The 22,396-nt window shown below is 43.3% G+C and carries 12 protein-coding genes; 8 read left to right on the top strand and 4 right to left on the bottom strand.

Annotated elements, in window-relative coordinates; all coding sequences use genetic code 11:
- Positions 1–3: 3 nt before the first annotated feature.
- The 5 genes from DDT91_RS06545 to DDT91_RS06525 are packed head-to-tail and all read left to right on the top strand — an operon-like array spanning position 4 to position 5,754.
- The gene (locus DDT91_RS06545; RefSeq protein ID WP_187175344.1) at positions 4–1,458 is read left to right on the top strand and encodes a hypothetical protein; all 1,455 of its coding nucleotides are present in this window, start codon (positions 4–6) and stop codon (positions 1,456–1,458) included.
- Positions 1,459–1,486: 28 nt separating this feature from the next.
- Complete coding sequence (locus DDT91_RS06540; RefSeq protein WP_187175343.1) at positions 1,487–2,380, top strand: alpha/beta fold hydrolase; 894 nt, start codon at positions 1,487–1,489, stop codon at positions 2,378–2,380.
- Positions 2,367–4,013: a fatty acid CoA ligase family protein gene (locus DDT91_RS06535; protein ID WP_187175342.1), complete on the top strand. Its 1,647-nt coding sequence runs from the start codon at positions 2,367–2,369 to the stop codon at positions 4,011–4,013. The genes DDT91_RS06540 and DDT91_RS06535 overlap by 14 nt, the downstream gene beginning before the upstream one ends.
- Positions 4,010–5,041, top strand: coding sequence for an NAD-dependent epimerase/dehydratase family protein (locus tag DDT91_RS06530; RefSeq protein WP_187175341.1), 1,032 nt, complete (start codon positions 4,010–4,012; stop codon positions 5,039–5,041). The genes DDT91_RS06535 and DDT91_RS06530 overlap by 4 nt, the downstream gene beginning before the upstream one ends.
- Before the next feature lie 44 nt (positions 5,042–5,085).
- Positions 5,086–5,754 (top strand): DUF6629 family protein, encoded by a 669-nt coding sequence (locus DDT91_RS06525; protein ID WP_187175340.1) that lies wholly within the window; start codon positions 5,086–5,088, stop codon positions 5,752–5,754.
- A gap of 40 nt (positions 5,755–5,794) precedes the next feature.
- On the opposite strand, the gene DDT91_RS06520 is transcribed toward DDT91_RS06525, so the two are convergent.
- From DDT91_RS06520 to DDT91_RS06505, 4 genes are read right to left on the bottom strand one after another with little or no spacing between them, the layout of a single operon-like run.
- Positions 5,795–9,022, bottom strand: coding sequence for a non-ribosomal peptide synthetase (locus DDT91_RS06520; protein ID WP_187175339.1), 3,228 nt, complete (start codon positions 9,020–9,022; stop codon positions 5,795–5,797).
- Positions 9,023–9,037: 15 nt separating this feature from the next.
- Positions 9,038–14,689, bottom strand: coding sequence for a type I polyketide synthase (locus DDT91_RS06515; protein WP_187175338.1), 5,652 nt, complete (start codon positions 14,687–14,689; stop codon positions 9,038–9,040).
- 47 nt (positions 14,690–14,736) lie between these two features.
- Positions 14,737–16,044, bottom strand: a complete 1,308-nt coding sequence (locus DDT91_RS06510; protein WP_187175337.1) for an LLM class flavin-dependent oxidoreductase — start codon at positions 16,042–16,044, stop codon at positions 14,737–14,739.
- On the bottom strand, positions 16,041–17,756 hold the full coding sequence (locus DDT91_RS06505; protein WP_222718611.1) for a fatty acyl-AMP ligase: 1,716 nt from the start codon (positions 17,754–17,756) through the stop codon (positions 16,041–16,043). The genes DDT91_RS06510 and DDT91_RS06505 overlap by 4 nt, the downstream gene beginning before the upstream one ends.
- A gap of 482 nt (positions 17,757–18,238) precedes the next feature.
- On the opposite strand from DDT91_RS06505, the gene DDT91_RS06500 reads away from it, so the two are divergent.
- The 3 genes from DDT91_RS06500 to DDT91_RS06490 are packed head-to-tail and all read left to right on the top strand — an operon-like array spanning position 18,239 to position 22,392.
- The gene (locus DDT91_RS06500) at positions 18,239–20,248 is read left to right on the top strand and encodes a 3-oxoacyl-[acyl-carrier-protein] synthase III C-terminal domain-containing protein (protein ID WP_187175336.1); all 2,010 of its coding nucleotides are present in this window, start codon (positions 18,239–18,241) and stop codon (positions 20,246–20,248) included.
- A 23-nt stretch (positions 20,249–20,271) separates the two neighbouring features.
- Entirely contained in the window at positions 20,272–21,618 is a 1,347-nt protein-coding gene (locus DDT91_RS06495; RefSeq protein WP_187175335.1) for a cytochrome P450, read from the top strand.
- Entirely contained in the window at positions 21,619–22,392 is a 774-nt protein-coding gene (locus DDT91_RS06490) for a 4'-phosphopantetheinyl transferase superfamily protein (RefSeq protein ID WP_187175334.1), read from the top strand. It abuts the gene before it with no gap.
- Positions 22,393–22,396: the final 4 nt, after the last annotated feature.

The raw sequence follows: 22,396 nt of genomic DNA, 5'->3' as shown, positions 1-22,396 counted from the left end.
CAAATGAAAGACTCAAGGATTTTATCCTCACAAAAGACTGCTGATAAAGGAAGGCCGGATTACTATATCACGCCTACGCATGACTTCAAACAATACACCAGAGATTGCGAAGAAAAATACTGGAGCCGGGAAACTGCTTTTGACTGGAGTCAAAATCTGGAACTTAATCTAAAGGAAAATCTAGAAAACCTCCAGCCTGAGGAATTGCATAGAATAACCTTTTTGGTTTTGCCCATGATAAAAGAAACTATCAGGGGAAAAATCGATCAAATTAAAAATGAGGGGCTTCCTTTGGATTCAGACGCATTAAAAGGTTTTTTGGAGTGCATCCCCTTTGACAAACTATCTATCCATGAAGCACTGCAGATACAGTCTCCCTTAAAAACCCTGGAAGATTCAGTATCGACTTTGAAGGACCAATTAGACATTAATCAACGTGAAGAAACAGACTTGCTTGAACTTCAGCGGCTTTCATTGGTAAAGGATGGAAATATTGTAAAACATTTAAGTACCGAGGAAGAAAAAAGGAAACAAGAATCTGAATTAATCCAGCTTAAACATCAAAAAGTTGACCTTGAGCAAAAACTTGATTCCCTCCTAAAAGAACATAAAATCGAATCCGAGAGGTTGAGAGTAAAAATCCAGGAAGATCTCCATTCGATTACCCCCGAAGTCCTCCTAGAATTAGAGGATACCTATGACTTGATCCAAAAACTTATTGCCTCTAATAAATTACCCGAAGACAAAAAGGAATTGGACAGGCTGAAAGATTTAATCCTAAAGCGGCAGCTGAGAGGACTTAAAGATCTAGCGAACCACGCTTTGGTAGTCGAACAAAGTGCTATAGCTCCTTTAAGCATGGGCATCATCCACTACAAAAGATACCGGGAAATCCAGGAGGCAATGACCACCTTCATTCATGATGAGGCCAAGCATTCGGCTGTTTTTAGACGATTTTTGGTAGAAAAGCTGAATGCCAAAGAATACATTTCGCCCATTTTGATCCGTGGAGCCAATCGCTATATGTGGCTTGCCCGATTTATGCCAGCTACCGGGATGTTTCTTGCCGTAATTGTAGAAGCAATAGGGGCGGCATATCTCGAATTTTTTGGAAACGAGAAGTACATGCCCGATAAATTATTCTGTTCAATATCCAAAACGATCTCCATGCAGGATGAAAAAAGACACATGGATTTGTGCGTTGCCATGTATAATGAGCTGTTTAGAGAAGGAAGCAAATGGGAACAAATCCGCAATAAGACTGCCTTAAAAGTGATCCTGAAATCTGTCTATGGGGATAAAAGCGAGGACCATCACCTGATTCAAGCCTTCAGGGCATTTGGGGTAGAATACCAAACCTTGTATAGGCATATCATTGGACGCTTAAGCGAACAGTTGGCCAGAATAGGTCTTTTTGTAAAGCCGGAAGAACTTCTGGAAATCCTGAAAATTAAATGAGTTCACTTTCCACAAATTGAGCATCCGTATGAAAGGAGTCAGTCCGGAATTATATCCTTTTGTCAGTCACTATGAAAACATAAGCGGCTATCGATATCACTATTTGGAAGAGGGAAATGGTGAACCAGTAATCATGCTTCATGGCAACCCCACCTGGTCTTTTTATTACAGGGAGCTAATCCAAAAACTCTCTCCTTTTTTCCATTGTCTTGCTCCAGACCATATAGGATGTGGATATTCTGACAAACCTGATGGGGCTGCTTACCCCTATACACTTGAACAGCACGTGAACAACTTAAAGGAATTCCTTGAAAAAAAAGGGATCACAGAAAATATCCATCTAGTCGTTCATGATTGGGGCGGTATCATAGGAATGGCTTATGCCATAAAGCATCCCAAATCGATCAAAAAGATCGTTCTTATGAACACTGCGGCTTTTCACCTACCAAAAACCAAGAAATTTCCTTTGGCGCTTAGGCTTGCCCGAACATGGGCGGGAGCTTTTGCCATTCGGGCTTTTAATGCGTTCAGCGGTATAGCAACCCTAGAAGGGGTCAAACGCATAAAACTCTCCAAAAAAGTGCGAGAAGGATATACTGCACCCTACAACTCGTGGAAAAATAGGATTGCCACACTTCGTTTTGTACAGGATATTCCTCTGGAGCCCGGAGATCCTTCCTACCAAAGGGTCACTGAAATGCAGGAAAATCTCCGACAATTCAATAACACGCCGACACTAATTGCTTGGGGATTGAAAGACAGGGTATTTGATCATCATTTCCTAAAGACTTGGATAACCTATCTTCCGAAGGCAACGGTTTACAGATTTGAAGATTCAGGGCACTATATTTTGGAGGATCAGCAGGAGGTAATCGGAAACCTTATCCTGGACTTTTTTAAGGATACTCATGGAAAGCTTTAACCTTACTGCCGCTCTTTTTGAAAGGGCAAAAACTCACCCCGATTTGCTAGCCATTGCTTTTCCAAAAAGAAACAGCCTTGATAAAAACGGAATTACCCAGTACCAAAAAATCTCTTTTAAAGAACTGGCTCAACAAACTGCCCAAGTGGGTAGAGGATTGCTCGAAGCCGGATTTCAAAGAGGAGACAAAGTAGTCCTGATGGTACCTCCGGGTTTTAACTTTTTTACACTCAGCTTTGGGATGCTTCAAACGGGCATCATCCCAGTTTTCATCGATCCAGGAACGGGACTAAGAAATTTGAAAAAGTGCATTTCGGAAGTTGATCCGGAAGGATTTATCGGAATACCCATGGCTCACCTTGCACGCGTGATCTTTGGGTGGGGAAAAAAATCCATCCATAAAACGGTAACAATTGGTCCAAGATTATTCTGGGGTGGAAAAAGTTTTAATTCAATCCATAAGTCCTATCAGAATGACCAAGAAAGACCATTTTTCGATGCAAGATCAGAAGATATAGCCGCCATTATTTTTACTAGCGGCTCGACTGGAGTCCCAAAAGGCGTTGTCTATACCCATGGAAATTTCAAGGCCCAATTGGATATTATCCGATCTACCTTTGATTTTTCGCCGGGTGAAATCGATATGCCTACTTTTCCCCCTTTTGCCCTTTTTAATCCTGGATTGGGAATGAGCAGCATTATTCCGGATATGAATCCCTCCAAACCGGCAAAGGTGAACCCATGCCATATTATTGGCCCTGTCATACAGTTTGGTATTACGAATTTGTTTGGCTCACCGGCACTCATTGATGCCGTTGGCAGGTATGGAAAAGCCCATGGAATCAAACTCCCGACATTAAAAAGAGTCATCTCGGCAGGTGGACCTGCCTCCAACAAGGCATTGATGCGCTTTTCTTCAATGCTAAACCCCGAAACTCAAATTTTCACCCCCTATGGAGCCACAGAGTCTATGCCCTTGACCAAAATCGGCAGTCACGAAATACTTGGGGAGAAAAAAGAGAAAACCGAAAATGGAGCGGGAATCTGTGTAGGCAAGCCTTTGAAAAGTGTAGAGATAGCCATTATTAAAATTAGTGATGAGGAAATCCCCGAATGGTCGGATGATCTAAAATTACCTCTTGGGGAAGTCGGTGAAATTGTTGCAAAAGGCCCAAACGTAACCCGAAGTTACTTTAACAGAGAGCAATCTAACAGGCTGGCTAAAATAAAGGATGGGAGTGAGATACGTCATAGAATGGGGGACCTGGGCTATTTGGACGAAGAAGGGAATCTATGGTTTTGTGGAAGAAAATCTCACCGCGTAGTCACCGATGATCAAGTCCTGTTTTCTGTCCAATGCGAACAAATTTTTAACAAGCATCCCCAGGTTTTTCGAACAGCCTTGGTCGGAGTAGAAAAGAAAGCCGTCCTATGCGTGGAGACGGAAAAGAATCTTAAATCAATTGACTTGGACAGACTTAAAAGAGAACTGTTGAGCTTGGCGCAAAAAAAGCCAATTACTAGGCCTGTCAAAGTGGTGCTTTTTCATCCGGAATTTCCTGTTGACTTCCGGCACAACACAAAAATTGCAAGGGAACAATTGGCGGATTGGGCGAAAATGAAACTGAAATGAAACTCTTGGTCACCGGTGGAACCGGTTTCTTAGGACTTGCTATTGTGCGCCAACTTTGTTCTTACGGACATTCGGTGGTCACCTTTTCCAGAGGCAAACATCCGGAAATGGAGTCCCTTCAGGTAAACCATATTCAAGGCGATCTGGCAGATTTCCAACGTTTGAAAGATGCAATGCTTGGATGCGAAGGTGTCATTCATGTGGGTGCAAAAACCGGAATATGGGGGAAGTACCAAGATTTTTTCCTAACCAATGTGGTAGGAACCGAAAATGTGTTAAAAGCCTGCCGGGAATCGGGAATTCGAAATCTGGTTTTTACCAGTTCCCCAAGTGTAATTTTTGATGGAAAAGGCTCGGAAGGTAAAAATGAAAGTCTCCCCTATCCGAATAAGTACAGCGCTTGGTATCCAAAAACCAAGGCCTTGGCAGAAATCCTGGTCATGTCTGCCAACGACGAAAATCTGAAAACAGTCTGCTTGCGCCCCCATTTGATCTGGGGGCCTGAAGACTGCCATTTTCTACCTCGTCTACTTGAAAAAGCCAAAAAAGGAAACCTGAGAATACTCGGCAAATCGCCTAATCTGGTAGATACCATCTATATAGAAAATGCCGCAAAAGCACACATTCAGGCTTTGGACCAACTGATTCGAAACCCAAAACCGGTGGAAGGCAAAACCTATTTTATTTCTCAAGATGAGCCAATCCCTCTTGAAGACTTTATGAACAGTCTTATAGGCGTAGGAGGATATGCCCCGGTAACTAAACGTCTTTCTCCCATTCTTGCTCGGATTTCAGGTAGGATTTTAGAAGCCTCCTATCAATTATTCGGAGTACAAAAAGAGCCGATCCTCACTTTGTTTCTAGCACAACAACTTTCAACTCCTCACTGGTATGATATTTCAGCGGCAAAAAGAGATTTCGGTTATAGACCTGAGATTACCTTCGAAGAGGGCCTCAAAAGATTAACAGCTTGGTATACAGCCAAAAATGACCGTGAGACCAATGAGAATATCCTATATAATGATTAAATTGATTTGGAGTTTTTCATGTTAAACCCAACTGTACCAAAAGCATGTGTTTCTCAGCCACCGCCAGTATTGCAGTCGGGGCAGGCTTGCTTGGACCTGCCTATTATTCAATCAAAAAAACGGAGTCGCGTGGTATGCTCCCATTTGCCTCTACTCCGCTTCTTTTTAGTTTCCACCAATTTGCAGAAGGCTTCTTGTGGTTGTCCCTGACCAATCCTGATTTTGAATCTTGGTATAAATTCGGGCTCTATGGTTACTCTTTAGTTTCACAGCCTATCTGGCCGATTTGGGTTCCTTGGATTTTTTGGTCAATGGAAACTTCTCCTTCACGAAAGAAATTTTTATTCTATTTATTAATTCTTGGCTTGGCCACTTCAATTTATATGTTCTATTGCTTATTGACCTATGATATTTCTGCAGTAGTGGAGAGCCATCATATCCGATACTACAGGGATTTTCCACATTTGGAAATATTGAAACCGTTCAATTTTGTCCTTATTGCCGTTACCCCGTTTCTTTCCACCTTGCGATACACAAAGTTAGTGGCTTCAGCGATGATGGGATCATTAGCCGTCAGTTACCTTTTTTTTACGAATTATTTGATTTCTGTATGGTGCTTTTTTGCAGCCATTTTAAGCTTGTTGGTCATCCTCGTTGTTCTTTCCAATAAATCCCAAAAAGCAGCAATAGTCAAAAAAATCAACTTGCTTTAGAAACTGCCCTTTAATCCCGTACACCTCGCCAAACTGTTTTCTACTTTTGACCGATCGCTCGGACATGTTCAGACAGCTCCTTAATGGTTTGAAATTCGAAGATATTCTCGACACTTATTTTGAGTCCGAACATATTTGCTTTGGCAACTAGCTGAAGACTTTGCATTGAAGCACCTCCCAAGTCGAAGAAATTGTCCTGGATGCCTACCCTATCAAGGTTTAACACATTTTGCCAAATCTCTACCAATAATTGCTCTGTCTCATTTCCAGGTGCGAGGTATTGAGAAAATTGGCGTTTGTTCTCAGGAATTGGCAAAGCTTTTCGGTCGATTTTTCCATTTGTGGATAAAGGCAGGGAAGAAATAGGGATAAAAAATGCAGGAATCATATACTCAGGAAGCTGATTGCCTAAAAACTCCCGAAGCTCGTCAGAATTTGGTGCTGTCAGGTTTTGTTTAGGGACAAAATAAGCCACAAGTTTTTTTGCCCCAAGGCTATCTGAGTTGCTGATGACGATTCCATCCTGCACACGAGGATGCTTCAATAAAACACTGGTGATTTCTCCCAATTCAATCCGGTTGCCGTGAATTTTCAGTTGACTGTCCATTCTTCCTAATACCTCAATGGAGCCATCTTCTAAATACCGCGCAAGGTCTCCTGTTCTGTACAATCTAGTTTTGGGTTGACCATAGATTGAAATCCAAACAAATTTCTCTTCCGTCAAGTGGGGTAAGTTGAGATACCCTTGAGCAAGGCCCTGTCCACCTATGAGTAATTCTCCGACCACATTCACCGGGACGGGTTGATGATGGTCATCAAGAATATAAAGCTGTGTATTGCCGATGGGTTCACCAATAGTAATCGGGCCTTTTCCTTTTTTAACTGATTGAACGGAAGACCAGATAGTTGTTTCGGTCGGTCCATACATATTCCATAAGCTTCCTACCTTATCCAAAATCTGATCGGCTAACCTCTCAGATAGTGCCTCCCCCCCGCATAATGCTTTCAGACCCGAATTACCTTTCCAACCTGTGTCCAACAAAATCTGCCACATAGCAGGTGTAGCCTGCAGGACCGTGACACCAAACTGGTCAATTGCTTCTGCGAGAAGGTTAGGATTGAGGAGTCTGTCCTCACTCGCTACTAACAAGGAAGCTCCCGCGATTAAGGGAAGAAAAAATTCCAGAGCAGCAATATCAAAAGAAAGAGCCGTTACAGCCAGAAGAACATCTTTGGTTTTGATCCCTGGCTTTTGTTGCATAGACCATAGAAAATTGACCAAGGAAGAATGGTTAATCATCACTCCTTTGGGTGTACCTGTTGATCCTGAGGTGTAGATTAGGTATGCCAAATGGTCAGGTCCTGCTTTGGGATTGGGATTTGAAAGATGCTCCGCTGGGGAAAATTTCTCTTCATTTAGCTTAATTTTCGGTACTGCCAATTGATCTGCCAGATCTGTATCAAGATTGGTAAATAAGACTTTAACCTCTGCGTCCTTCAGGATAAATTCTATCCGCATGAGAGGGAATCCAGTATGTATGGGTACGTAAGCCCCTCCTGCTTTGTGAATTGCCAACAAAACAGCAGGAATCTCCCAAGATCTTTTCATCAAAACACCAACCCGAACTCCTGGACCAACACCCAATTCCTGGAGTTTCATTGCAAGAGTATTTGCATGCTGATTGAGTTCAAAATAGGTCAACTGACGTTGATCATCCATCACTGCAAGAGCATCAGGTGTTTTTTCCGCTTGATTTTCAAATAGTTGATGAATGCATAGGTCTTTAGGAAATTCCAAAAAGGTTTGATTTCGGTCATGAACCAACCTGTTTATTTCCTCAGGCAGAAGCAAAGGGTAAAGTGAAACAGGACACTCGGGATCTAACAAAGCTTGCTCAAGGATCAGTTGATACGACTTGAACATTCTTTCAATCGTAGACGAGCGAAAGAGATCGCTGTTGTATTCTACAGTGGCTTGGCATTGTCCATTCACCTTAGCCATTAGTAATGTGAGGTCAAACTGGGATACCCCACGGTCAATTTCCTGAAAAGTCGATTTTATGCCTTCGATCTCCAGCTTTGGTAAAGGTGCATTTTGAAAATTAAAAACTACCTGAAACAAAGGTGGCCGACTAAGGTCCCTCCTAGGCTTTAAGGTTTCTACAAGTTTTTCAAAAGGCAAATCCTGATGTGCAAAGGATTCTAGGGCCGTTGTTCTAACCTGTCGAAGCAATTCCCGAAATCCCTGATCGCCGGAAGTATAGATTCTCAGTACCAAAGTATTGATGAATACCCCGATCAAATCCTGTATCTCTGGCAGATTTCGGTTGGCAATGGGGGTGCCTATCAGAATTTCATTCTGACCGCTATACCGATATAGCAAAAGGAAATAGGCAGTCAGCAAAGTCATAAATAAAGTACTGTCTTCCGCTCGACCAAAGTCTTCCAATGACTTTGTCAATTCTTCAGAAAGTACAAACCGATGGGTTCCTCCTGAAAAGGTTTGCCTTGATCCCCTTCTCTTGTCGGTAGGCAACTCCAAAACAGGAAGATCTCCTGCTAAGGACTTTACCCAGTATGTCAGTGAGGTCTCGAATTCTCGCTGCCTTTCTTCGGAAGTTTGCCAAAAGGCATAATCGGCATATTGGATCGGCAATTCGGGCAGAATTATACTTTGACCACTTTTTGATCTTTGATAAAAAAACATGAGTTCTTTTAAAAATACACCCAATGACCACCCGTCAGCTATGGTATGATGTACCACCACCAAAAAGTAATACTCCTGCTCACCGGTTTGAAAAAGTTTGATTCGGATTAATGGAGCGATGGACAAGTCAAAGGGCTTCAAAACCTCCGATTCTGCCAGTCGCCTTACCTCCGATTGCCGTTTGGCTTGGTCGAAGTGTTGTAAATCGACAAGGGGGATGGAAATGCTCAACTGATCCCAAATTTTGGCTGATGGCAGACCCAACTCAAACACAAAACCAGTCCGAAGATTCTCGTGACGTTCCACGATAAGGTTTGCACTTTTTTCCAAAGCTGAAACATCGAGACCTCCCTCAAGCTTGAGCAACACGGAAAGGTTATTCACAGCAGTGCCACGCTCAAGTAATTCAAGAAATAACTGACGCTGCTGGGGAAATGAAAGCTTGACCAAATTGCCAGAGGGACGACGTGCTAATCCGGTTTTTTCGGAATCGGGAAGTTTTCCTTTCATCCATTTTTCCAATAATTCACGTTTTGCAGGGGAAAGATCCTTAGGTGCCATGGCCGCGGTTTCGGATTAAGAAAGTCTTTTTTTTGCTTCCTCTTCACTCATCTCTTCGATTTGCCGGATCATTTCAGACTCTAGTAAATCGGACAGCCGCTCGATCGTAAAAGCCTGAAACGCATCTTGTGGACTGATACTGATTCCATAAGTCTTCCGAACCATCGCCAGAATCTGAGCAGCCAGAACAGAATCTCCCCCGAGTTCGAAGAAGGAATCCCGAACCCCAACTTTATCAATGTGGAGTGTTTGCTGCCAAAGGTCTGCAAGTTTGCTCTCCACTTCTGTTCTCGGTGCTACGTATTCCTGTCTGAGATTAGGCCTGGCATAAAGTCGTGCCACATGAGTTTGCTTTCCTCCCACATCTTCAAAAAAGGGCATACTCGCGGCAGTAGGATATAAAGCAAGCAAATTTTCCAAATCGAAAGGCACCACCGCCACTTGTGCTACATCTTCCTTAAGTAGAAACTCAAGGATTTCAAGCCCTTGATCAATCTCTATTACCTTAACTAGATGTTGAGTGGAAGAATTTTGTTCCTGCAATTTCTCAGTCACCTCGGCAGCCAAGCCTACCTCTGCCCATGGTCCCCAATTGATGCTGATAGCTGGCAATTTGAGTTGGCGGCGATAATTTGCCATGGCATCCAGATAGGCACTTCCTGCGGCATAATTCCCCTGTCCTGGGGATCCCAAAACAGAAACAGCAGAGGAAAACAAAACAAAAAAATCCAAGCTCGTGCTTGCTGTCAACTGGTGTAAATTCCAGGTACCTCTTACTTTCGGCGCCATGACACTCTTCATTCGTTCGGCAGTAAGATTTACGAGGGCTCCATCATCCAACAACCCTGCCGCATGAATCACTCCTGCAAGTGGAGGTAAATGCTCTCCCATTTTATCAAACAAGGATTCCATCTGAGCAAAATCACTGACATCCGCCTGAGCCACTATCACCTCCGCTCCGGATTCATGCATGGTATCAAGAATCTTCAAAGTAGCTGGAGAGGGTTCGCTTCTCCCTACCAATACCAGTCGCCTTGCGCCTTTTTTGACCATCCACTTTGCGATTACAAGGCCCAATCCCCCAAGTCCTCCCGTAATCAGGTAGGTTTTGTCTGAGCGAAAGGCAGTTCCGGAAAGCCCGATCTTCGCCTCAGGCCAGAACGGCTTAAGGCGGAGGACATATCGCTCTCCTGAACGAAACGCAATTTGATCCTCGGGATCATCCTGAGAAATCTGTCTGACAAGTTCAGGCAAAGAATCAAAGGAGGAATAGAAGTAATCCAAATCAATTCTTGTGCATTTGAGCTCTGGGAGTTCGAAACTGATCACCTTTCCCAAGCCCCAAATGGGTGATTGCTCTACAGAAATCGGCTCATGGGGAAAAACAGCATGAACTCCTTTAGTGACTAAAAATAACTTTGGAGATCCGGAAAAACGGTTTGCTAAGGCCTTAAGGAGAAATAGCACACTATTGCATCCCAGCAAATCTGCCTTCCCGTGGGAATCAGAGAATTGCATAGGGATGGAAAGACTCCATAAGTGAACCACTCCATCCAAAGAGGATGGTATTTCGGAGAGGATGCCTTCGATTTTTCGAAGAATTTCTTCTTCTCCCAAGTCAATCTCATTTTCCCAATGCCAAAGAAAACAGGAGTCCCCTCTTGCCTGAAGTTCCTGGGCCAGTAATTCCCCCAATCCTTCGGAATCAGCAAAAATCAACCAATTTCTTTTTTTGCCTTTAAGTGGAGTGGATAAATCCAGTTCACTTTTCTTTTCCCAACTCAATTGGTAAAACCAAGTATCCTTTCTTGTCGGCTTCCAAGATTTCATTCTTGCAACTTGTCGCAACTCCAATCCGAAAAGTTCAAGAACAAGATTCCCGCTTTCGTCGAAAACACTCAAATCCGCCTCTAGCCCTAATGGTCCTAAAGAGGAACCTGACCTGAGCTTTGCATGACTCCACAAGGGGCCATCGGGCTTTGTGAAAAATCGAAGTTCCTTACATGCCGAAGGAATGAAAAGAGGAGTATCGCTAGACTCAAACACAAAACCGGCCAATACTTGTAAACAAGAGTCGAGTAATGAAGGGTGAATGTGAAATGCAGCGATTTCATATTGAAGGGAGCTAGGTAAATTGATTCGACTTAACACCTCATTCCCATTTCTCCAAATTTGCTCTACACCTTTAAACGATTCTCCATAGCTTAACCCGATAAGGGACAGTGTTTCATAGAACTGTGCTTTGGAAAATTCCCTCACCCCGTCTTTATTGAAAATCTCTTGAATGACTTTTGAAAAAGTAGGGAACTCCTCGGATTCTGTCTTTGGGGTATAACTAGCAGTTGCACAGGGAATCCAATCCCCTTTTCCATCGGAACGAGCATAAAGTTTCAAGGCAAAGCCATTTTCTTTTTCCTTTGAGAGTATGGCCTGAACCGAAGTGGCTCCCTCTTCCCTCAAAACCATCTTTTGAAGAAATTGAAATTCAGTCAAATTATGAGAGTGAAGGATACCGGATTCTTCAGCTATCTGAAGGGCCATTTCAATAAATCCGGCAGCAGGAAAGACGATTTCCTCTTCAATCCTATGATCGCTCAAAAATCCCAAGTTTTCACTTGAAAATTGATTTTGCCAGACCTGAATGGATGACAAATGAGCCAAATCAATTCGTTCCCCCAATAAGGGATGCACTGTGATGCTTTCTTTGGAATACCAATAGATTTGCTTTTTTGAATTGGACCCTATGAAATCTATCCAATACCTCTGTTTGTTCCATCGGATACTTGGAAGAGAAACATTTTTTGAAGGACCCGGGTAAATTTTATCCCACTTGACAGAATTACCCTCTACATAAAGTATACCTAAAGTCCCCAAAATCACTTCCCTCTCGGATTCTTCTCTTCGCATGGAAGGTAGCAATCTCAATTCACTGTGATGAGGTTTCCAAGTTTGTTGAATAGAACTAAGCAGAATGGGATGGGGACCAATCTCTATAAACCGAGTGTAATCTTGATCCAAAAGATGCGCAACTGCTTTTGAAAACAACACCGGTTTTCTCATATTATCTACCCAATAGTTCGCATCAAAGGTCAAGTTATCCCCCAAGGTGCCGGTGACGGTTGAATAGAAAGGAATTCTGGAAGTCTGTGGCTCAAGACCGGTTAAGGCTTCAATCAACTCAGCTCGTAAGGGTTCTAGTTGTGGGCTATGGGAAGCCACGTCAACCTTCACCCATCGGCAGAAGCGGTTTTGAATCTCCAGTGAATTTTTGATGGACTCCAATATCTTGGGATTACCCGAAAGAACCGTGGATGTTGGGCTGTTAAATGCCGCGATAGAAATAGAATTTTCATGACTTCTTACATAGTCAAGGGCCTGATCTAAAGAAAGGTCCGTGGCGAGCATCGCCCCCTGACCTTTCAACTTTTTCAATCGTTCGCTACGGATACAAATAATCCTAATGGCATCTTTTAGGCTCAGAATTCCAGAAAAATGAGCGGCAGCCACCTCCCCCATACTATGCCCAATCACTGCATCCGGACTTACTCCCCAATCTTTCCAAAGTTTGGCAAGTGCAACCTGAATAGCAAAAATGGCAGGCTGGACTCTCTCTATTTGATCCAAAGGATGTTCAGAAGGTGAGGCCAACAAAAGATCCCGCAATGACCACCCAAAGTCTTGTTGAATAATCTCCCCGATCTCATCGATAGTTTGACTAAAAACGGGTTGAGTATTTAATAGTTCCTTTCCCATGCCAGGCCATTGCCCTCCTTGACCGGAAAAAACAAATACTAGGTTGGGTTGCCTATTCGGGGCCTTCCCTCCAGTTAAAACACTTGGATCTTGATGCCCTTTCACAAAAGCCTCCAAAGAATTGGACAACTCTACCCGTGTTTTGGCCAAAACGGCCATTCTAAAAGCATTTCCACTTCGTCGCCTCCCTGTGGCTGAACAGAGGTCTCGAAGCGAGAACATCCGTTCGGAATCTACTAGCTCCTTGATTTCGGATGCTAGCAATTCAAGACCTTCCTGGCTGTTTGCGGAAATCGGAATCAAATGAGCAATAGGTTCTTTTGACTCATTTAGCTTTTCTCCTTCATGAATTTCCTGACCCCAATCTTGTAAAACCACGTGCACGTTTGTCCCTCCAAATCCAAATGAACTAATACCAGCGATACTTTGACCGGGAATCACCGGCCAAGGTTTTGCCTCGGTTTGTACTTGAAGATTTAGGGACTCAAAGGGAATATGGGGATTTGGCTGGTGGAAGTGAAGACTTGGCGGAATGATTCGATGCTGCATAGATAGAACTACCTTGATCAATCCTGCAATTCCTGCTGCTGCCTCCAAATGCCCAATATTTGTTTTCACCGAACCAATTGAGCATTTGGAATCCTTTTGTTGTAATCCAATGACTGTACCGATGGCTGCTGCCTCCATCGAATCGCCTAAGAGGGTCCCTGTGCCATGAGCTTCCACATACTGAACCCTGTTTGGAGAAACTCCTGCTACTCGGTAAGCTTCCCGAAGTAACGCTTCCTGGGATTCCCGGTTGGGTGCCATCAATCCGTTTGTTCTGCCATCCTGGGCAACCGCACTTCCTGCAATCAAGGCAAGAATTTGATCCCCTTCCTCCAAGGCATCGGATAATTTTTTCAAGACAACCACCCCTCCACCTTCACCCCTTACGTATCCATCGGCATTTGCATCAAAGGTCTTGCATCGACCATCAGAGGCAAGTACTCCAGCTTTGGTGAAGGCAATCGAGTGTGCAGGTGACAAAATGACGTTCACTCCTCCTGCTAGGGCCATTGAAGTTTCTCCGTTCCTTAGACTCTGACAGGCCAAATGCAATGCTGTCAAAGAAGAAGAGCATGCCGTGTCTATTGCCATGCTTGGCCCCTTCAAATTAAAAAAATAAGAAATCCTGTTTGCTGCAACTGACAGAGCACTGCCCGTTCCTGAGAGTCCGGAAATTCCAGCAAGATTTTCCAATTGAAATTGACTGTACTCATTTACGGAAATCCCAATGAACACTCCTGTTCGGCTTCCTTCGAGTTGTTCAATATTTTGGCCGGCATGGTCAAGTGCCTCATAGGACAATTCCAACAACAATCGCTGCTGAGGATCCATCTGTTTGGCTTCATTTGGGGAAATCCCAAAAAAGAAAGGGTCAAACTGATCAACATGTTCGAGAAATCCTCCCCATTTGGAAATGGATTTTCCCGGAGCCAAAGGATCTGGATTAAAATACGCCTGCTTGGGCCAGCGGTCTTCCGGAATTTCGGATATGGCATCCACGCCGTTCAGAATAAGCTTCCAAAAGGATTCCAGGTCATTTGCTCCGGGAAATCGACAGCTCATCCCTATGATGGCAATGGGCTCCTTGGATTCTCCAAATGACTCTGTGTTTTTAGACAGACCATCCACATCCCTGTCATCTGCCAAATGGTTGGAAAGTAACAGTATACTGGGATATTCGTATGCCAAACTAGGTGACAACCTTCTTCCGAGCCATTCTTCCAAATCCCCTGAAAGCGTAACTAAATCGCGAGAGCTTAATCCATAATTCGAAAAGGGTTCATGAATATTTATCTCAGAAGGAGGGAGCTCCAACTGTTCAGCAAGTTGCGAGACTAACCAATCTTGAATCTTTCTTGAGTCCATGCTGCCTTAATTCAACCTCATCATTTTTATTCTTGATCGAATGGGGTTTACTTTTTGGAACCTTTCCCCCCCACCTGCATTTGCCAAAATGCCGTCATTCCCGGTCTTCTGTCCGGTGTCCCGCTTGGGTTGGCCGGACTGGACTTAGCCCAACTTAGCGGATATGCCTGTACCGGGGGGACCTCTTTCATGGGCTCCGAGCGTTTAATATTCTGACTTGCCTTCGCAATGAAGAATTCTAATTCCCGCAACTTCTCCATTTCTCGTTTTGCATCTCTTTCCTTGAATTCTGGCAGTACTTCTTTAGCAAACAGCTCCAATGATTCGCAAATATGTTCGTGCTGGTAGGCACCGCATTGTTGCAAGAGTATCAGTTGATCTACTCCTGCATTTTCCAATTCCCTGAAATTCTCTATCAGTTGCTTCGGGTTCCCAATTCCCCTCATTCCCGCCTTTTTCCGTTCTCGTTCAATTTGTTGGTCTACTGATTCGGGTCGTTTTTTGAATTCCCCCCAAAGATCAGTTTTCCCAGGTATGTGTACCCCGTCTCTCCAATAATGCCCCAATCCATAGGCAAAAAATTGAGAACCGTCATAGCCGCGGCTGTGGGCGACTTCATTATCCTCATGGCACATAAAGCCTGTAAGCATAGCCACGTTTGGATTTACTGACTGCCCCAGTGGTTTGCATTCCTGCTTGAAGGTTTCATAATACTCATCTACCCAAAATTTGGCCTCCTCGGCGTTTACAAAAGCAAAAGTCAGCCCTCCAAGTCCCAATTGGGCCGCCAACTTCAAACTGTCTCGATTGGAGCAAGCAGCCCAGATAGGCGGGTGAGGTTTCTGAAGGGGTTTTGGAATCACATTTCGATGGGGCATTGAAAAATACTTCCCTTGGAATCCGGGATATGGATTGGTGCACATCATTTTTGCTGTTTCCTGAACAGCCTCTGACCACATCGGGCGTTTATCTACAAAATCGACCCCAAAGCCTTCCAATTCCATTCGTGAACCGGATTCTCCTGTACCCCATTCCACTCTTCCGCCACTGAGGATATCGAGTGTAGCCAGTCGCTCGGCAATCCTTGCAGGGTGATTGAACTTGGGAGACATTGCCACGATGCCATGACCAAGACGGATGTTTTTTGTACGTTGGGAGCAGGCGGCAAGAAATACTTCCGGTGCCGAGGAATGACAATATTCCTCCAGGAAGTGATGCTCCTGTACCCAGACATACTCAATTCCGAGCCGATCTGCCAACTCAACCTGCTCCAAAGCTTCCTGAAAAAGCCTGGATTCATCCCCTTCATTCCAAGGACGCGGCAACTGTAAATCGATAAATATTCCAAATTTCATGTCAAAACGATTTCTTTAATAACCCCCAATAAATAGTTCTTTTTGCAGAGAAAGTGTTTGATTTTTCCGCTGGTAGTCCTTGGGATGGTTCCTGGTAGAGTTAATTTGATTTCATGGACGGGCAGTTGATGACTTTCAGAAATTGCATTTCTAATCGCTCTGATGACCGTTGCCTGGCTCTCAATTAGCTTTGGTTGAACCTCTGCCACCACGACGACCCTTTCTTTTCCATCAACTTCAATGGAAAACACAGCGCAACCCGATGACCAAATACTGGGATGAGAATGCTCCACCGTTTTTTCTATGTCATGGGCATAATGATTTTTTCCGTCAACGATGATTAGGTTTTTGATCCGACCTGCCACAAACAAATCCTCGTCAAGTAAAAAACCTAAGTCTCCAGTACGCAAATACTGCCTATCCTCTGCTCCAGCAATCTTTGCTTCAAATGTGGCGGCTGTTTCCGAAGGCATATGCCAGTACCCTTTGGCAACACTGGGACCGCTTACCCAGATCTCTCCAATCCGGTCTGACTCACAGGGCAATAGCGTTTCGAAATCTACAATTTTAACTTCCTGCCCATCCCGGTTCGGGCCACAACTTACAAGACGTTTGGTACCTTCAGTAGCTTCTTTGGCAAGTAATACTTTTCCTTTTTCCAGGCCGGATAGTTCAAAATTCCTAACCTTTGGCAAGGCAGATTTCACGGAACCAGAAACCAAAAGTGTGGCTTCAGCCAATCCATAACAGGGTAAAAACGCCTCTTTCCGAAAGCCACAGGGGGCAAAAAAATCAGAAAATTCATCCAAAGTCTTGGGATTGATGGGTTCTGCTCCATTAAATGCCACCTCCCAAGAACTCAGATCCAGGATTTCTCTTTGCTCGGGTCTGATTTTCTTAAGACATAATTCGTATGCGAAATTTGGTCCTCCACTGGTAGTTGCTTTAAAACGTGTGATCGCCTCCAACCATCTAAAGGGCCTTTGAAGAAACATCAAGTGCGGAAGAAGTGTGACTTCATTTCCTGTATACAGAGGCTGTAAAATTCCACCAATCAACCCCATATCATGGTAAGGAGGCAACCATATGACTGTCCGGCTTTTGCCCGTCTGACCAAATGCTTCTTGAATAAAAGCAAGGTTGTGCAGTAAATTTTGGTGGGTCACCATTACTCCTTTTGGAGCATTGGTAGACCCTGAGGTGTACTGAAGAAAAGCTATATCCTCACCTTCAATTGTTGGCTTTCTCCAATTCTCAGGATTTCCTCTGATGACTTCCTCAGAAATTGCCAATAGTTTAATTCCCAGAAATCTTTGTTTTAGTGAATTTCTTGATTGAATTGCCTCCAAAAGATCCCTGCTTAGAATAAAAGAAGCAGGTTTCGAATTTTCCGCTATTCGGAAGATATTTTCTAATGAGGCTTCCAGGCGGGCGGAATGTGGTGAAAAAACAGGAACAGCTATGATTTTAGCATACAGGCAAGCAAAATAGGCCACAATAAAATCGATCCCTGCCGGCAGGAGTATCAGCGCCCTCTCGCCTTCGCTTACATCCTCTTGAAGACAGCTCGCAAATGAACGGACTCTCCTATCGAGCTCCTGGTAAGAAATCGACTCCTCCTCAAATTCTCCATCAATCAAAAACCGATATGCAATGGTATCCGCTTGGTACTTTGCCCGCCAACATAGAATATCAACTAAGGACTTTGGCATTAGTAGCATGGCCTCCATAAGAAGGGATTAACATCAATTTTGGACTGATTAAAAGTCCTTACCCGAATGGAGATCCTACATGCAGAACACATCTCTTTTCCCGGTAAAAGAATTTTAATGAATCCTTTTTTAATCAATCGATGATAAAAATCACCAATTTCTAACAAGTCGTTTGGGTGAGTAAACGATCCACTCAATTGCTTTTTCAAAGGCTCAAATGAGTCAAAAAATTTTATTTTTCTTTTCCCCAATTTTACCAATAAAAGCATGCCTTTCTGTTCTAATTTTTAGAGAAGATATAATATCTTTAAGTGAATCGCAATATGAAAAATCGGTTTAGTCCAATAAAAAATATCACACAGCACTGATCAGTAATTATTCCGAATCGAGAAAAAAATAACCCTGAATTTTCACTATTAACGAAGAAAATACTTCCGGATCACATGGTGATTCAATTGATAAAGCATTCAAATGTTGGCTAAATGGACCCTCAGCAAAATACGATAATCGAAAGTTTGGGGATTTATCTTCCCTCTCAGTCCATGTCGACCAGCGAAGTATTGAATAGCTGCCAAAATCAGATTCGCTTTCCCTTAGAAAAGATTTCCGGTATTAAATCCCGACGGGTTGCCGGTCAGGAAGAGTTCTCTCTGGATTTAGCCATCAATGCCGTTACTGAATGTTTTAAAAACTCCAAGTATCATCCAGCAGACATAGACCTTTTGATTTGTTGCAATATTTCTAAAATAGATAGTAAGGATAGATTTTCTTTTGAACCCAGCACTGCTATCAAGCTTAGAAGACATTTTGGATTTAACCATGCTATTGCATTTGATATTACCAATGCCTGTGCGGGTATGTTCACAGGCATCTTTCTAGGAAACACCCTGATAAAAAATGGGGCGATTCGAAGAGCGATGGTAGTAAGCGGAGAGTACATTACCCACCTGATGAATACAGCCCAAAGAGAAATTGAGAATTTCATGGATTCCAGACTGGCTTGCCTGACCCTGGGTGATGCTGGGGCAGCTGTAATTTTAGAAAAGGGAGAAAATAACCAAACTGGATTTCATTCAATTGATATTCAAACTTTTGGTCGGTATAGTCCTTATTGTATAGCGAAAGTATCCGAAAAGGGAGGCTGGATCATGTACACGGATTCAGTGAACCTGACAGATGTAGGAATCAAATCGGGAGCCGAATTTTCATGGAATACTTTGCAGCGTGCTGGTTGGGCCCTGGACAAATTCCATCACCTGCTCTTGCATCAAACCTCCAGGATGACCCTGAATAATGCAAGAAATGAAATCAACAGTTTGGTAAAGAATCCCATTCTAAACGACAGCAATACTATTGACAACCTGGAAGAACGGGGAAACACAGCTTCGACCTCTCATTTTGTAGCCATCTTCGATCAAATCCAAAACAATCGGATCCAGCCTGGGGACAAAGTGGTTTTTGGAATTTCTGCTTCCGGACTTACTACTGGCACCGCACTCTATGTTTTCGATGATCTCCCTGATCGATTACGAAAACAGGATACAGGAAAAAAAACACGAACTACTGAATCCGAACCTATAGCCCTAACTTGTCCAACACTTCCTGGAATCCGAATAGAAAGCATAGGAACTTCCCTATTGAAAGACAATAAGACGGAAGATTCTATGGTATTGCTGTATGGTGCTGCCACCAATTGCTTTGAAAAATCCCAGTATCACTGTAGGGATATCGAACTCTTGATTCATTGTGGAGTATACCGATCCGAATTTGTATTGGAACCGGCTTATTCAACCTTACTTGCAGGCAGGTTGAATATGAATGCAACCTATTCTGACCCAGAAATCAGAAAAACCTTCGCTTTTGATATCTTCAATGGGTCTTTGGGTTTTCTCAACGCCTGTTATGTTGCACAACAGATGATTGCGTCGGGAAATTTTGAAACAGCAATGGTTGTCGCCAGTGAAATCGAAAACAACGCGAAATTACATCCCGACCAACTCCTGGGACTAAAAGAAGCTTCTTCTGCGGTTATATTTGATCGACATCCAGACAAAGGGAAAGGAATGTCAACTATCCTTTTCAACTATTCAACAGAATCGATCCAAGATTACTCCATCAATTGTACAACTCTGGAGAAAGGCCCTTTTCTACATGTTGAAAAATCCCCCGACTTGGAGCAAAAATACCTCGAAGCAGTTTTTCCTCTGATACTGGAAATACTCCACAAGGAAGGTCTTCTCTTATCTCAAATCAATTGGGTTTTTCCACCACAGATTTCCCCTGAGTTTATCGACCTTTTAGCAGATCAACTAAATCTCCCTAGGGAAAAATTTATTGACTTAACCGAAGGTGCTAAAGATCTATTCACTTCGTCCATCCCATTTGCAATAGACTATGCCCTAGAAAAATCCCTTGTCAATCCGGGAGATATTGCCCTGATGATTTCCGTGGGATCAGGTATCCAAGCTGGTTGCGCCATTTATCATTTTTGAATCTTTAAAAAATCCGAATGACAATGTCCAATCCAAAACTCCCTCCCGGTCCCAAATCTATATTTCCTTTGGCCAATTTGCTGAGATTTAGGAAAGATAGTCTGGGATTTTTGAGAGAAATCGGGCAGGAATTTGGAGATGTGGTTCATTTTAAAATGGGGCCATTAAGGGTTGTACTCCTGAATCACCCGGAGTACATCAGGGAAGTTTTATCTACCCAACAAGGAAATTTTGTAAAAGGCCGTCCACTGGAGATGGCTAAAGAACTGTTGGGTGAGGGTCTTTTGACGAGTGAGGGAGATTTTCATAAACGCCAATCCCGAATTATTCAGCCGGCCTTTCACCGCAAAATGCTGGATGTGTATGCTCCGGCTATGACGGAATTCAGCACACGCCTGATGAATCGTTGGGAAAATGGAATGAGAGTGGATATGATGCAGGAAATGGTAGAACTCAGCACCGGGATTGCTGGGACAACTCTTTTTAACAGGGATATTGAACAAGAAGCACCGGAAATCTACCAATCTCTTGAAGAGATAATGAGTCTGTTTGGCAGAATCACTCTTCCCTTTGCAGAAGTCCTATTAAAGCTCCCTCTTCCTGGAACCATTAGATTCTACAAAGCAAAGGCTCGCTTGGATTCCACCATTTTCAGAATTATCGAGGAAAGAAGACAGAGTAAACTAAGAAACGGGGATCTTCTTTCTTTACTGCTACAGGCTCAGGAAGAGTTGACCGACAGTGAAGGAATAAGCGATCAACAAATCAGAGATGAAGCTTTAACTCTTTTTTTAACCGCACTCGATACGACTTCCATCGCGCTTACCTGGACCTGGTACCTTCTCTCTCAACATCCCAAAATAGAAGCCGAATTGCACGAAGAACTGGAACAGGTACTCCAAGGCCGGCTTCCAACCATCGAAGATTATCCAAACCTGAAATTTACTCGATCCGTTTTTGCCGAATCCATGCGGCTTTATCCTCCCATTTACATCATCGCTCGTCAGGCTTTGACTGATTTTTCTATAGGAAACTTTACAATTCCCCGCGATACCATTGTTCTGATGAGCCCTTATCTGATTCATCATGACCCCCGTTTCCATCGAAATCCGGATCTTTTCAACCCATATTCTTGGTATGATCGCCCACTTGGGCAACTTCCCAAGTATGAATACTTTCCATTCAGTGAAGGTCCCCGCTCCTGTATCGGTCAACAATATGCCTGGCTAGAAGGGGTGATGGTTCTCGCCTCCATTGCTCAATCATGGCAATTCAGCCTTGATTCTCAACACCGGGTTGAGATTGCTCAGCTACTTAATCTCCGTCCAAAAAACGGAATGATGATGCAAATTCACAGAAGAAAAAGGTAAATGAAACCAATCCCCCTATCATTTCTACCTACTCATTTGCAAAAGGGAATTTCACTACCTCCAATTCATATTGACGATGTCCATATTTGGCAAATGCGTCTTGATCTTCCAGAGGAACACATAAACATCTTCACTGAAATCCTGTCTGCTGATGAATTGGACCGGGCTAACCGGTTTTATTTTGAAAAAGATCGGAGCAGATTTATTTCTGCCCGGGGAATGCTTCGGATTATTCTGAGCCAGTATTTGGGGTTAGACCCAAAAAAACTTTTGTTTGAGTATTCTAATTACGGCAAACCTGAATTTAGGTCTGAATCCGGTTTCCAAAGTTTAAAATTCAATCTTTCCCATTCGGAGGGAATTGCCCTTCTGGCAGTAACACGATACAAAAACATCGGCATAGATGTGGAACGGATCAGGGATGACATTGCTTTGGATCCAATTGCCAATTTATTTTATTCCAATGAGGAGATCTCTTCCTTGGAGAGGATAGGAGAAAAGCGGAAAAAAGAGTGGTTCTATACACTATGGACTAGAAAAGAGGCCTTTTTGAAAGCCACTGGTAAAGGACTTTCCTATCCCTTGAAAGAATGTGATGTCTCTTTCCGCTACGGGGGAAAATTCTCATCCGTAACTATAAATAAAGAAAAATCAGATTGGATGGTGAAAGATTTGTTTCCAATCCTTGGATTTGCTGCAGCACTTGCAGTAGAGGGGAACAATCCCAAGCTCTCATGCACTCATTTTGATTTTTTTTCAACTAGCAAACCCTAACCAA

The organism is Algoriphagus sp. AK58, assembly GCF_014324365.1.
In the GTDB taxonomy this organism is placed as follows: Bacteria; Bacteroidota; Bacteroidia; order Cytophagales; family Cyclobacteriaceae; genus Algoriphagus.
Note: the sequence above shows the minus strand (reverse complement) of the source record. Positions and strands in the feature narration are given on the sequence as shown.